The organism is Paraferrimonas haliotis (assembly GCF_002282895.1).
Classification (GTDB): domain Bacteria; phylum Pseudomonadota; class Gammaproteobacteria; order Enterobacterales; family Shewanellaceae; genus Paraferrimonas; species Paraferrimonas haliotis.
On sequence record NZ_NRRB01000008.1, the window covers coordinates 65,454 to 79,049 of the forward strand.

Sequence of the window (13,596 nt, forward strand, 5' to 3'; positions counted from 1 at the left end):
CCTTAAGGAAATGTCAGAACTCGCGCGTTCAATTATAAACAACGAAATTATTATTCATTGGTTGAAACAGCACCCCGATCCATTGCGCAGAAGTGAAGTAACAAATGAGCTGATTACACCCATGGCTGATTTACTGTCGCAAATTGACGTGGATGCTCACGATGGGCCTCTTGCGCTTAGCGATCAGCACCACCGATTTTCTTTCGAGCAATTTAATGAATTTATTCGTCTGATAGAAAGTGCCCGTTACGAAGCTCAATTAAAACTGGTAAATACCCAAGAGTTGGGCCTTGCTAATAGTTTCTTTGAATCGTTTTCGGCATTGACAACGACTGGGGCTACCGTGATGACTAACCTCGAAGGTTGGCCAAAGTCGATTCTATTTTACCGTCACCAACTGCAGTGGTTGGGCGGTATGGGTATCATTGTCCTAGCGGTTGCAATATTACCACTACTGGGTGTCGGGGGAATGCAGTTATATCGAGCAGAAACCCCTGGTCCGGTTAAAGACAACAAAATGACCCCTCGAATTGCCGAAACCGCTAAAGCGCTTTGGTACATTTATCTGACACTGACCGTATTGTGTGCCATTGCTTATTGGCTAGCAGGTATGTCAGTTTTTGATGCCATCGGACATTCGTTTTCAACCATCGCCATTGGTGGGTTTAGTAGTTACGACGCCTCTATTGGCCATTTTAATAGCACAGCAATTAATATGGTCTGCGTGGTATTTTTACTGATTTCAGCCATTAACTTCAGTCTTCATTTTGCTGCATTTTCCTCAAAAGGAGTGAATCTAAAAGCGTATTTACGAGATACCGAATTAAGGTTTTTTGTACTCATTCAAGTCGTGCTTGTTCTCGTGTGTTTCATCGTCCTATATAACACCGCCATTTACCCGACCCCTGAAGACACCCTAGAGCACGCACTGTTTCAAGCCGTCAGTGTTTCAACCACCGCGGGATTCGGAACCCAGAGTTTTTCGGCGTGGCCGTTGTTTTTACCTATGCTGCTAATTTTCAGTAGCTTTATTGGTGGTTGTGCAGGCTCTACCGGTGGTGGCATGAAAGTCATTCGGGTGGTGTTACTGTTTCTTCAAGGCAGTCGAGAAATGAAGCGATTAGTGCACCCGAAAGCGATGTACTCGATTCGATTAGGCAATAAAGCGCTGTCGGATCGTGTGATTGACGCAGTTTGGGGATTTTTCTCGGCCTACGCTTTAGTTTTTGTGATCTGTATGGTGGCACTCATGGCGACAGGTCTGGATGATATTACCGCTTTTAGCGCCACTGCTGCCTGCCTGAACAATTTGGGGCCTGGGTTAGGAGAAGTGGCGGCAAATTATCAAAACATCTCCGATACCGCTAAGTGGATTTTATCCATCGCAATGGTTTGCGGGCGACTGGAGGTGTTTACTTTGTTGGTACTATTTACCCCTACATTTTGGAAAACATAATAAGTTTATGAGCCGGATAGTCATTCTTTATTCCAGTACAGATGGCCACACTAAGACCATTTCCGAATCGATAGCTTTGGAACAGCAACAGCTAGGACACCGGGTTGAGATTCATGCTTTAACCGCGGCGCCAAAGCTTGATGAGTTTGATTGCATCCTCATTGGAGCGTCGATTAGATATGGTAAGTTCCAACCAAGTTTGTTTGAATTTATTCGCGCTAACCAAGCGTTATTAGAGCAAAAAAACAGTGGCTTCTTTGGTGTCAATGTGGTGGCTAGAAAGCCGTTAAAAAACCGCGCCGATACCAACCCTTATATGATAAAGCTATTCGAACAAATCGATTGGCAACCGGCCTATAAAGACGTTTTCGCCGGTCGAATTGATTATCCAAGCTATTCCGTATTTGATAGGGTGATGATTCGTTTTATTATGTGGATCACCAAAGGCCCAACCGATACCACACAAACCTATGAATTTACCGATTGGCAACGGGTGCGAGAATTTGCGCTACGATTTGTTGAATCGAAAGGATCTACAGATGAGTAAACAGCTAATTTTGTACTACTCCCAAGGCGGCCATACGGCGCACATTTGTCGAACCATGATGGAGCACATTCGTGCCCTGGGGCATGATTGCGATATGATGCACCTGCAAGAAGCGGCTTCAGCTGGCGTGAATTGGGACACTTACGATGCAGTGGCTCTTGGTTCGTGCGTTCTATATGGCAGTTATCATCAATCGGTTTTCGATTTTGTAGAAGCCAATAAATCGCAGTTAGAAGCAAAACCCAACAGCTTCTTTAGTGTTAATGTTGTGGCGAGAAACCCTGAAAAGCGTGTTCCTGATAACAACAAGTATTTGCAAAAATTTATCACCTTGTCTTCTTGGCAACCTCAAAACGTCAAAGTTATTGCGGGCAAGGTTAATTACCCAGCATGGAAATGGTATGACCGGATGATGATCCAGTTGATTATGAAGATGACGAATGGCCCCACAGACCCAAGCAGCGTTATCGATTATACCGATTATGATGATGTCAAAGCATACGCTGAAAGTTTGGTAAAAATGGCGCCATAGGCGCCATTTCTTTTGCTACTCAGAAAAACAGTGCGCTGGGTTGGAACAGCTTTTCTACATCGGTAATGTATTCTTTTTTCACCAGGAACATAACCACGTGATCCCCAGCTTCAATGACCGTTTTATCATGGGCTATCAATACTTCTTCATCACGAACAATAGCGCCAATAGTTGTTTGAGGGGGTAGCTTCAATTCCGATATTTGTTTACCCACAACTTTAGATGTGTTCTCATCGCCGTGAGCAATGGCCTCAATGGCTTCCGCGGCGCCCCTGCGTAACGAGTAAACGTTACAAATATCGCCCTGTCGGATATGAGTTAGCAGCGCTGAAATGGTTGCTTGTTGGGGGCTTATCGCGATGTCTATATTGGCATCTTGAGCAAGGTCAACGTAAGCTTCTCGCTGAATAAGGACCATGACTTTGCGAGCGCCTAAACGCTTAGCGAGCAGCGCAGCCATAATGTTAGCTTCATCATCGTTAGTGACCGCAACGAATACATCGGTTTGATCAATTTGTTCTTCTTTTAACAATTCTTGATCGGACGCGTCGCCACAGAATACAGTGGCCTCAGTGAGTCGTTCAGACAATACCGTCGCGCGATCTGTGTTGCGCTCTATGAGCTTAACCGAATGGCGTTCCTCCAGCTTTTTAGCCAAGCCATAACCAATATTACCGCCCCCCGCGATCATAACTTTTCGATAACTGTTATCCAGTTTCTGCATTTCGCTCATCACCGCTCGCACATGCCGGCTGTCAGCAACAAAGAACACTTCGTCGTCAGCTTCAATGATGGTGGTGCCACGGGGCATAATGGCTTTGCCTTGGCGGAAAATGGCAGCGACGCGAGTGTCTATGCTCGGCATGTGCTCTCGTAGTGTCGACAGTGCATTCCCAACCAGAGGCCCACCATAATAGGCGCGCACTGCGACTAAACTGACTTTTCCTTCAGCAAATTCTACAACTTGAAGGGCGCCAGGGTACTCGATAAGACGACTGATGTAGTTGGTTACTAACTGCTCGGGAGCAATCAGTTCGTCGATCATGAATCCACCGCGAACGCCTTTATCAGCTTGCTTAGACTCACTGTCGTGAAACAGCTCATCTCGGCAGCGAATGTAGTTTTCGGAACGAATTCGCGCGATTTTAGTGGGAGTGCCGAACATGGTATAAGCGGTTTGGCACGCCGCCATGTTGCATTCATCACTGTTGGTAACCGCAATGAGCATATCGGCATCTTCAGCACCGGCTTCACGAAGTACAGAAGGGTGGGCACCATGCCCAAAAACGACACGCAAGTCGTACTTGTCTTTGATCTCTTGTAGCTTGGTTGAGTTATTATCCACCAAGGTAATGTCGTTGTTCTCGCCAACAAGATTTTCCGCTAAAGTACCGCCGACTTGGCCTGCACCAAGGATGATGATTTTCATTAGGTTGAGTTCCTAAGCGCTTTCCGCTTTGATAAGGCGAGCGTAGTAAAAGCCGTCCATTGCTTGCTCTCCTGGCAATATTTGCCAGCCAAGGGTATCGGAATCTGGATTGATATTGTCAATCCTAGCATCGTCGAATTTCTCTGAAAAGCCTTTGATTTGCAGCTCATTTTCTTCGGGCAACAAAGAGCAAGTTGCATAAATCAAGGTTCCACCGGGTTTTAGCCATTGCCACAAATGTTCCAAAATCCTAGCTTGCAGCGCCACTAATTCAGCAATGTCACTATCTCGACGCAACCATTTAATGTCGGGGTGACGTCGAATTACTCCGGTAGCGGAGCAGGGAGCATCTAATAAAATTCGATCGAATAGAGGTCCTTGCCAAACCTTATCTAATTGGCTTGCATCGCCTTGTTTTACTTCCGCACTGAGCCCCAATCTTTGCAAGTTTTCGTGCACACGAGTCAAGCGCTTGCCGTCGAAATCCACAGCAAGTAGATGTGCAAGTTGCGGTTGTTGCTCGAGTAAATGGCAGGTTTTACCGCCAGGCGCGGCACAAGCGTCAAGCACATAGTCTCCAGGTTGAGGTGCCGTTAATTGTGCGGCCCATTGAGCCGCTCCATCCTGAACAGATACACAGCCATCTGAAAAACCTGGTAATTGCGATACATCGGTGGCGGTGTCTAGCAAGATTGCATCGTTGGAGCTTCCCTCACGGGCGTCAATGCCAGCGAACTGTAATTGCTCAATGTAACTGACGCGCGATTGGCGTTGTGCGTTGTTTCTTAGCCACATTGGAGGTCTTTGGTTATTAGCTTCCAGTATGTGCTGCCAGTGATCTGGGTAGGCTTGCTGAATCCTTTTTATTAGCCAGCTTGGGTGACAGTATTTGAGAGGAGGGGCTTTTTTACTTAATTCAGGCCGTTGCCTATCGACATTGCGAAGTACTCCATTGACCAGTTTGGTCAGGGAGGGAGACTTAAGTGCCCGGCAACCTTCTACGGTTTCAGATAATGCCGCATGGCTTGGTATGCGTGTAAAGTAAAGTTGGTAAGCGCCCACTAACAAGAGGTGGTGGATCGGTCGTTGCTTGCCGGTTAAAGGTTTGGCAATAAAGTCACTAATCAAGTTTTCTAATTGAGGCAAGCGTCGAATTACACCATAACAAAGCTCAGCGAGTAGGGCTTTATCTTTTCCATTTTGGAGTCGGCTTTGCTGTTTCGGTAGGGCTTGTGATAACGACACCCCTTGCTCGACGACATTAAAACAGACTGTTGCCGCTAGCGCTCTTAAATTTACTCGGCTCAAACCTCGCCCCCTAACACCGTATCAATGGCGAACCACTGTTGCCGCGCATTAATAACGTCTGCGGCTGGCAGAGATTTCTTTCCAGGCAATTGCATTTCTAACAGACGAAGTACGCCATTTGCAGTCGCCACATCAAGGCCTTCTTTACTCGAGTTAACGATGGTCCCAGGGGCCGCATCGGTCGATATTTGCAAAGGAAGAGCTTGGCGAACTTTAATGGATTGTTGCTGATGTTCAAAATAGCTAATTGGCCAAGGATTAAAAGCGCGCACCTCTCGCCATAGCGTTAATGCGGGTTTATTCCAGTCGATTTTGGCTTCGGTCTTAGAGAGTTTATCAGCATAGGTCGCTAGATTGTCGTCTTGCTTTTGCGGCGTAAGCTTGCCTTCTGACAGTCCTTCTAAGGTATCCACCAAAGCATTAGGCCCTAATTCAGCAAGTTTGTCGTATAGAGAGGCACTTGAGTCACTGTGGTCAATTGCGCATTCAACCTTTAAAAGCATATCACCGGTGTCTAACCCTTTGTCCATTTGCATGATGGTAATGCCGGTAACCTCGTCGCCGGCCCATATTGAACGTTGAATAGGCGCTGCACCTCGCCATAACGGCAGCAAAGAACCGTGAACATTAATACAACCGAGTTTGGGAATATCCAGAACAGCTTGAGGTAAAATTAAGCCGTATGCGACCACGACCATAATGTCAGCCTCGTAGCTTGCCAGCACTTTTTGTGCTTGTTCATCTCTCAAACTAATAGGAGTTTGAACTTCGATGTTATGAGACAAAGCCAAGGTTTTTACCGCCGATGCTTGCAGCTTTTTGCCTCGCCCTGCCGGTCGGTCTGGCTGGCTGTATACCGCCACTACTTGGTGCTCACTGTCGATAAGCGCCTGCAAGTGTTTGGCTGCAAAATCAGGAGTGCCTGCAAAGACTACCTTTAACGCTTGAGTCATTAATTAGCTCCGGCTCGAGCAGCATGGCGCGCCGCTTTTTCTAATTTTTGGCGAATGCGCTGGCGCTTTAGAGGCGACAAGTAGTCAACGAAGAGAACGCCATTGAGATGATCGACCTCATGCTGAATGCAAATGGCCAGCAGTTCATCGGCATCTTTTTCAAATTCGTTGCCATCGGCATCATAAGCATGAATGGTTACCTTCGCTGCCCGTTCTACTTTGGCGTAGATACCCGGCACCGATAAACACCCTTCTTCATTAATAAAGTGATCTTCGCTGGCCTTGAAGGTCGGATTAATGAATACCATCGGTTCGTTTTGGTCCTCACTGTGGTCCATCACGACGACTTGCTTATGAACATTGACTTGGGTTGCGGCCAATCCAATACCGTTTTCTTGGTACATGGTTTCCAACATATCCGCTACCAATTTTTTGACATCTGCATTGAATTCCGTCACTGCAGCGGCTTTTGTACGTAGCCGATCGTCTGGATATTTTAAAACTTCTAGAATTGCCATAGTTAACTCTTGTTAAACCTACTAAAATAAATTTTTGACGATTATACTGGTGCTCAATTGATTAATTTTAATCCTTAGTGGCCCTCAATAATAGCCATAGATAATAAAAGGCGCTCTCATCATGGATGTGAAACCAAAAAGTTTACTTATTGCCGCGTGTTTTGGCCTGACATCAATGTTCGCTTTGGCAGACAGTTTAACACTTAAAGCGGACCATCCCGAAGCCTATGAAGTCGTGAAAGGTGACACGCTATGGGATATTTCGGCAAAATTTTTAGATGACCCATGGCGTTGGCCCGCTTTGTGGGGGGTAAACCCGCAGGTATCTAACCCTCATTTAATTTACCCTGGGGACAAACTGACATTAGTTTTTATTGACGGTGAGCCAAGGATTGTTAAGAAGAGCTTTATAAAAAGCTCTCCTCAAGGGCGTGTCCAGTCAAAGAATGGTCCAATTCCTCCAGTACAACTTTCGTTGATTCAGGCTTATCTCAACAAAAACCGAGTAGTAGAAAGCGATTGGTTGCTGCAACAGCCCATGTTGTTGAGTGGTGAAAGTGACGCAAGCTATCACATTAAAGGTGAAGTGGTTTATGTTCAGGGCGAGTTTGAAAAGGGTCAGCAGGTCGGTATATATCAACCGGGTCGGCAATTTTCGAAAGTAGACGAGCAAGGAGATAAACAAGACTTAGGTCAAGAGATCATCATGACGTCAACGGGCATTGTCATCGAAACCGGTCCGATCAATAAGATAGAGCTATTGTCAGATTTCAGAGGCTCGCAAGCGGGAGATCGGGTCATCGGAATCGATGAAGAAAGTTTGCTCCCTGCTTATTTCCTGCCGCGAGCGGCTGACTCGGTAACAGGCCGTGTTCTTGCAACTAACGACGGAATTCGCGAAGTGGGCGCTTTGCAAGTGGTATACCTCGACGTGGGCAAAGCGCAAGGTGTAGAGCCCGGACACGTATTCAGTAGCTTTAGAGACGGTAAAAAAATTGTGTTCGATCGCGATGGCAAACCTTTGCAGCCCGACGAGCGCTCTTCTTACCATAAATTAAAAGCGAAGTTCTCTGACGATAACGCGCTCACCATGCCGGATACTTATCGTGGTGATCTAATGGTATTCAAAACATTTGAACAGGTCGCTTTAGCATTAGTGGTAAAGGCCGACAAAACCATTCGAGTACAAGATAAACTGCAAACCCCTTTATCGGTAACTGAAGACACTTATTCCGCTAAGCGAGGTGAGTAATACAGCTAGACACGGTTGATTGGTTAACACTGCGTGCAGCACCTGGTTTAGGACCTGCCAGGACTCGTAAGTGGCTTCAACGGTTATCACCGTTAGAGCTTTTAGAGCGGCTTAAGTATGAGCCGCACTCCATTGCGGCAAAGCCATTAACCCAAAAGTCCTATTCATTTATAGAAAAAGCCATTGAGTGGCAACATAGTAACCCCAATCATCACGTCATCAGTCTTTATGATGAGCGCTACCCCAAAATTCTTAAACAGCTAAACGATGCGCCTGTCGTATTGTTTGTAAAAGGTAATGCTGCTCTGCTGAGCAAGGAGTCCATAGCATTGGTTGGTGCTCGCCAATGTACACCGGGTGGAGCTATGGCGGCAGCGGAGTTCGCTGCAGGGGTTGCTGATGTTGGTTTGGTGGTGTGCAGTGGGCTTGCGTTAGGGGTAGATACTCATGCCCACAAAGGCGCTTTAAGTGCTAATGGTGACACGGTGGCTGTTCTAGGCAGTGGTGTCGAGCGAATTTACCCGAAACAAAATATAGCGTTAGCACATCAAGTGGCTGAAAGAGGGGCATTGGTTAGCGAATGTTGGCCAACCGAGCCCCCTACTGCTCATAACTTTCCCAAGCGAAATCGAATTATCAGTGGTTTATCTTTAGGAACCATTGTGGTTGAAGCCGCTATCGCCAGCGGTTCTTTGATCACGGCTCGTTTAGCGGCGGAGCAAAATAGAGAAGTGTTCGCGGTGCCGGGCTCTATTTTCAGTGAACAAAGTCGTGGTTGCCATGCCCTCATTCAACAGGGGGCTAAATTGGTGGCTAACATAAACGATGTTTTAGAGGAATTGCCGACAATTCAAAGAGGTAGAGTAAACCAGATTCAGCAAGGGGATAAAGGAGAGCAAACTTTGTTGCCATTTAAGCGGGTTCTGGATAGTGTAGGATTTGAGACCACAGATATAGACAGCATTATTAATCGAAGTGGTTTTGAAATGGCAGTAGTGCTAGAACAATTATTAACCTTAGAGCTACAAAATTGGATTCGAGCGGTACCGGGTGGCTATGTGCGCATAAAAAGGAGCTAATAATGTTTGATATTCTCATGTATTTATTCGAAAACGTTATTCATAGCGATGTTGAATTGATGGTGGATCAAGAAGAGTTAACCGATGAGCTAACTCGAGCAGGATTTCACAAGGCCGATATATTAAAAGCGCTCAATTGGCTGGAGAATTTAGCCGAGCTACAAGAAAGTGATACCAAGCCCTATCTATTAAAAAGCGGAATTGGGGCAACTCGTATTTTCACTGCAGAAGAAATGACTAAAATCGATACGGAATGTCGCGGTTTTATTATGTTTCTTGAACAGGCCGGTGTCATTACACCTGACGTTCGTGAAATGGTAATCGATAGGCTAATGGCGCTTGAAGGGCGAGCCTTAGAGTTAGAAGATCTTAAGTGGGTGGTATTAATGGTGCTCTTTAATGTCCCCAACAGTGAGAAAGCATACGCTCATATGGAAGATCTACTTTTCGAGCAGCCAGAACCCGACAAATTGCAATAACTCGTGACCTAGCCACTCTTTTGAGTGGCTTGTTCGTCTCTGGCTGGTGGAAAGTGGTAAACTAATTCAGTTTTTTGCACGATGAGAACCCTCATGGCCAGTCCATCCGACAGTCTTTTTTCTTTGCACGAACACGCGTTAGAGCGAGAGCTGGAAACGTGTCCAAAGTGTCAATCTAAATTGCAGATACGCAGCAGTAAATCTGGCCCATTTTTAGGCTGTAGCGGCTATCCAAAATGCGATTACTCACGGCCACTTGTGCAACATCAAAATATTGATACTCAAGTCATCGACGACTCAAGCTGTCCAGACTGTGGCAAACCTCTGGCGGTAAAATCAGGTCGATACGGCATCTTTATAGGTTGTACCGGCTATCCACAGTGCTCCTTCCATGAAAACCCTAATGCTGCCCCAGAGCCCAATGAAGTAACCTGCCCGCAATGCCGTAAAGGAGAGTTGGCCGCAAGAACCAATAAGTACGGAAAAAGCTTTTATGGTTGCAGCAATTATCCAAAATGTAAGTACGTTCTAAACTATAAGCCCGTTGCCCAAGCATGCGCTCAGTGCGGTTGGCCTGTGCTGGTAGAGAGAAAGATGGCAGCGGGGTTAAGCTTGGTTTGTCCTCAAAAAACGTGTCGCTTTAAAATGCTTAAACCAAGCCAGTAGTTGCTGTTTTGTTTTCATGCTGACAATAAAGACGGTGTGACTTAGTTCAACTATTTGTATAATGCGCTCACTGATTTGTTGTTTGGAAAACCGTATCGATGGAGCTGATTTCCGCAAAAACTGGCGCCGAGTTGCTGGTCCAGGGAGAGGTGATTGCTTATCCAACCGAGGCCGTTTATGGATTAGGCTGCGATCCAAGTAATGAGCAGGCGTTACAAACGCTGCTTTGTCTTAAAAACCGACCTTGGGAAAAAGGGTTGATTCTCGTTGCCTCCACATTGGAGCAATTGAGTTCATTCATTGATATTGAGCGTATCCCGAAAGACAGCCTACGGATGATGCACGAGAGCTGGCCTGGGCATCAAACTTGGATTGTTCCGGCAAAAAAAAGCGTATCTAAACTATTATCAGGAGATTCGAGCAACCTGGCGGTTCGGGTCACAGCCCATCCTATCTGCATTGAGCTTTGTAATGCTTTTGCTGGAGCTATTGTATCTACGAGCGCGAACCCGGCGGGAGACGAGCCCGCCCGTTCTATTAGCGAGTTACAGCGCATTTTTGAGCAAGCACCGGCAACCGTCGGTGGTGATTTAGGTAACGCCAACGCCCCTTCAAGAATTTGTGATGCCCTTACAGGCAAAGTACTAAGAGAATAATAAAGGAATACTGATATGACTGCGCCAAGTGTTGATCAAGTAAAGCAATTTTTGTTGCAACTGCAACAGGACATTTGTGATGGGCTGCAATCGTTTGAACCCGATGTCACCTTCTTCGAAGATGAATGGCAAAGAGAACAAGGCGGTGGTGGGCGCACTCGGGTGTTGTCTGGTGGGCAAGTCTTCGAGCAAGCGGGCGTTAATTTCTCACACGTTCATGGTCAGCAAATGCCGGCATCGGCCACTGCACACCGGCCTGAGCTAGCAGGTCGTAGTTTTGAAGCGATGGGGGTATCTTTAGTTATTCACCCGAACAATCCAAACGTACCTACTTCTCATGCGAATGTGCGCTTTTTTATCGCTCATAAGAATGGTGAAGATCCGGTTTGGTGGTTTGGGGGGGGCTTTGATTTAACCCCGTACTATCCGGTAGAGGAAGATGTTATTCATTGGCATCGAACTTGTTTCGATTTGTGCGCGCCATTTGGTGATGATATTTACCCCAAATATAAACGTTGGTGTGATGACTATTTCTATCTAAAGCATCGCAACGAGACCCGAGGTGTTGGCGGGTTGTTCTTCGATGATCTTAACGCTGAGTCTTTTGAGCACAGCTTTACCTTTATGAAAGCGGTTGGCAATGGATTTACTGAGGCCTACTTGCCAATCGTCAGAAAACGAAAAGACGTGCCATTTAGTGAAAAACAAAGACAATTTCAGCTGTATCGCCGCGGTCGCTATGTAGAATTTAATTTGGTGTTTGATAGAGGCACCTTATTTGGCTTGCAAAGCGGTGGACGTACGGAATCAATCTTAATGTCATTACCGCCTTTGGTACGTTGGCAATATGCCTATGAACCGGAACCAGGGTCAGCCGAAGCCCTATTGTATGAGCGTTACCTAAAGCCTCAAGACTGGCTTAGTTTGGAGCCGAAACATGGATAGTTACGCTGTAATTGGTAATCCTATTGGACACAGCCAATCGCCACAGATTCATGCCGCATTTGCTCGACAACTCGGTCACTCGATTGATTACTCAAGGTTGCTGGCGCCAATTGATGGATTCGAAGCAAGCGTTGAGCGCTTTATTGAGGCTGGTGGGCGCGGGATGAGCGTTACGGTACCGTTTAAAGAAATTGCCTATGAACGGTGCAACCAACTCTCTAGTTATGCGCAATCGGCACAAGCCGTTAATGCCTTAAAATTTGAGCAAGGCCGATGGGTTGGGCATAACACTGATGGGTTGGGACTTGTGGCTGATTTGATAGCTCAAGGGATTAAATTGAGCGGGATAAACGTCTTAATCTTAGGTGCTGGTGGCGCTGCAAAAGGGATTTTACTGCCTTTGTTAGAATCTGGCATTGGTGGTATCGATATTTGCAATCGTACTCACGATAAAGCGGTGCAGCTGTCAAACAGCACGCCACCTAATTATTTGGTGCGCGCAGTGTCTATGACCGAACTAACAGAAAGTTATGACCTAATCATAAACTCAACATCAGCGAGCTTACAGGGCATCAACTTACCCATACCAAGCTCGGTCGTGTCACCCTCAAGTTGTTGTTACGATTTAATGTATAGCAGCGAGGAAACGCCGTTTAATCAATGGGCAAGAGAGTTAGGAGTTACCAAGCGATTTGATGGGTTGGGGATGTTAGTGCATCAGGCTGCCTTCGCCTATGAATTTTGGCGCGGCGTAAAACCTGATGCTCTTTCTGTTATGGAAAAACTGCGCAGTTAACCAGAGGCCTTGGTTGTTGCCTCTAAGTATTCCTGTTTTAGGGTAACGTAGTTGCGAGCCGATTGTGGCAAAAAGTCTTTTTCTTGCTGGGTTAACGGTCGTACTTGCTTAGCGGGAGAGCCCACGTATAAAAAGCCAGACTCTAGGCGCTTATTAGGGGGAACCAAAGCCCCCGCCCCTAAAATGACATCGTCACCAATGATGGCGCCATCGAGCACAATGGCCCCCATTCCAATGAGTACTCTGTTTCCAATCGTGCAACCATGAAGCATTGCTTTATGGCCAACGGTTACGTCATCACCAATAAACAAAGGAAACCCTTCAGGGTTGCTTTCCGAACGGCGAGTCACATGCAACACGCTACCATCTTGAACGTTGGAGCGCTTCCCGATACGAATAAAGTTTACATCTCCCCGTGCGGCAACTAGAGGCCAAATACTTGCGTGCTCCTTCAATTCAATCTCGCCGACCAATACAGCGGACTCATCGACATAGACGTGGTTACAAAGTTTAGGAAACTTCCCTTTATAGGCTCTAAGATGATTTGACATAAATGGCTCCTTTTTACGAATGGACTAATATAACAAGCTTTGTTGTCTAATTAGCAGTTAAAGGTGAGTTATTACTGATAAAGAGCAGGTTTGCTGCAATAACGATTGAAATTACATTATCTAGCACGCTTTTAAAGATGAATGAGCCAGCACGCCTATTGATTTTAAAGGAAAGGAATTCAGCTAGAGCAGTCGCAAGGCATAGAAAACGTGAGCAAACGCGCACAAGAGCTTTCAAATTGTGGGCGACCTTCAAAAGATTGTGTTTGTCTTAAAATTTTTGGTCTGACGCCTTGACTTTCATTTGGGAGGGAGTAAGATGGCCGTCCTGCTTGAGACAGACATCAAGCAGCGCTCTTTAACAATTTAATCAAGCAATCTGTGTGGGCACTCCGTACAAGGTTTTAAGTATCCAAAACGATATTTAAC

14 protein-coding genes and 1 pseudogene are annotated in these 13,596 nt (G+C 46.2%); 10 read left to right on the forward strand and 5 right to left on the reverse strand.

The genetic code is table 11. From position 1 onward, the window contains the following. Window positions 1-265: 265 nt before the first annotated feature. From CLC91_RS13975 to hemG (CLC91_RS13985), 3 genes and pseudogenes are all read left to right on the forward strand, one after another. Window positions 266-1,456, forward strand: a pseudogene (locus CLC91_RS13975) (TrkH family potassium uptake protein); the annotation flags it as partial. Between the two features lie 7 nt (window positions 1,457-1,463). Beyond that, window positions 1,464-2,003, forward strand: a complete 540-nt coding sequence (gene hemG / locus CLC91_RS13980; RefSeq protein WP_095499589.1) for a menaquinone-dependent protoporphyrinogen IX dehydrogenase — start codon at window positions 1,464-1,466, stop codon at window positions 2,001-2,003. Continuing rightward, window positions 1,996-2,535 (forward strand): menaquinone-dependent protoporphyrinogen IX dehydrogenase, encoded by a 540-nt coding sequence (gene hemG / locus CLC91_RS13985; RefSeq protein WP_095499590.1) that lies wholly within the window; start codon window positions 1,996-1,998, stop codon window positions 2,533-2,535. Before hemG (CLC91_RS13980) ends, hemG (CLC91_RS13985) begins: the two co-directional genes overlap by 8 nt. Window positions 2,536-2,554: 19 nt before the next feature. On the opposite strand, the gene trkA is transcribed toward hemG (CLC91_RS13985), so the two are convergent. The 4 genes from trkA to def are packed head-to-tail and all read right to left on the reverse strand — an operon-like array spanning window position 2,555 to window position 6,743. Next, complete coding sequence (gene trkA, locus CLC91_RS13990) at window positions 2,555-3,964, reverse strand: Trk system potassium transporter TrkA (protein ID WP_095499591.1); 1,410 nt, start codon at window positions 3,962-3,964, stop codon at window positions 2,555-2,557. Window positions 3,965-3,976: 12 nt separating this feature from the next. Beyond that, on the reverse strand, window positions 3,977-5,272 hold the full coding sequence (gene rsmB / locus CLC91_RS13995; RefSeq protein WP_095499592.1) for a 16S rRNA (cytosine(967)-C(5))-methyltransferase RsmB: 1,296 nt from the start codon (window positions 5,270-5,272) through the stop codon (window positions 3,977-3,979). After that, window positions 5,269-6,225 carry a methionyl-tRNA formyltransferase gene (gene fmt / locus CLC91_RS14000; protein ID WP_095499593.1) on the reverse strand — a complete coding sequence of 319 codons (957 nt, stop codon included), beginning with the start codon at window positions 6,223-6,225 and terminating at the stop codon, window positions 5,269-5,271. The genes rsmB and fmt overlap by 4 nt, the downstream gene beginning before the upstream one ends. Further along, window positions 6,225-6,743, reverse strand: a complete 519-nt coding sequence (gene def / locus CLC91_RS14005) for a peptide deformylase (RefSeq protein ID WP_095499594.1) — start codon at window positions 6,741-6,743, stop codon at window positions 6,225-6,227. Before def ends, fmt begins: the two co-directional genes overlap by 1 nt. A gap of 121 nt (window positions 6,744-6,864) precedes the next feature. Here def and CLC91_RS14010 point away from each other — a divergent pair, with 121 nt between their 5' ends. The 7 genes from CLC91_RS14010 to aroE all read left to right on the forward strand — a co-directional run bounded on the left by CLC91_RS14010 (window position 6,865) and on the right by aroE (window position 12,616). Beyond that, window positions 6,865-7,995 (forward strand): LysM peptidoglycan-binding domain-containing protein, encoded by a 1,131-nt coding sequence (locus CLC91_RS14010; RefSeq protein WP_095499595.1) that lies wholly within the window; start codon window positions 6,865-6,867, stop codon window positions 7,993-7,995. 182 nt (window positions 7,996-8,177) lie between these two features. Then, window positions 8,178-9,074 carry a DNA-processing protein DprA gene (gene dprA / locus CLC91_RS14015; RefSeq protein ID WP_269844435.1) on the forward strand — a complete coding sequence of 299 codons (897 nt, stop codon included), beginning with the start codon at window positions 8,178-8,180 and terminating at the stop codon, window positions 9,072-9,074. A 2-nt stretch (window positions 9,075-9,076) separates the two neighbouring features. After that, window positions 9,077-9,553, forward strand: a complete 477-nt coding sequence (locus CLC91_RS14020; RefSeq protein WP_095499597.1) for a DUF494 family protein — start codon at window positions 9,077-9,079, stop codon at window positions 9,551-9,553. 93 nt (window positions 9,554-9,646) lie between these two features. After that, entirely contained in the window at window positions 9,647-10,219 is a 573-nt protein-coding gene (locus CLC91_RS14025; RefSeq protein WP_095499598.1) for a DNA topoisomerase family protein, read from the forward strand. A gap of 98 nt (window positions 10,220-10,317) precedes the next feature. Further along, a complete protein-coding gene (locus CLC91_RS14030) occupies window positions 10,318-10,875 on the forward strand; it encodes a Sua5/YciO/YrdC/YwlC family protein (protein ID WP_095499599.1) in 558 nt (185 codons plus the stop codon). A 15-nt stretch (window positions 10,876-10,890) separates the two neighbouring features. After that, a complete protein-coding gene (hemF, locus tag CLC91_RS14035) occupies window positions 10,891-11,820 on the forward strand; it encodes an oxygen-dependent coproporphyrinogen oxidase (protein ID WP_095499600.1) in 930 nt (309 codons plus the stop codon). Continuing rightward, complete coding sequence (gene aroE, locus CLC91_RS14040; protein WP_095499601.1) at window positions 11,813-12,616, forward strand: shikimate dehydrogenase; 804 nt, start codon at window positions 11,813-11,815, stop codon at window positions 12,614-12,616. The genes hemF and aroE overlap by 8 nt, the downstream gene beginning before the upstream one ends. On the opposite strand, the gene CLC91_RS14045 is transcribed toward aroE, so the two are convergent. Beyond that, window positions 12,613-13,167: a gamma carbonic anhydrase family protein gene (locus tag CLC91_RS14045; protein WP_095499602.1), complete on the reverse strand. Its 555-nt coding sequence runs from the start codon at window positions 13,165-13,167 to the stop codon at window positions 12,613-12,615. The two genes, aroE and CLC91_RS14045, sit on opposite strands and share 4 nt — an antisense overlap. Window positions 13,168-13,596: the final 429 nt, after the last annotated feature.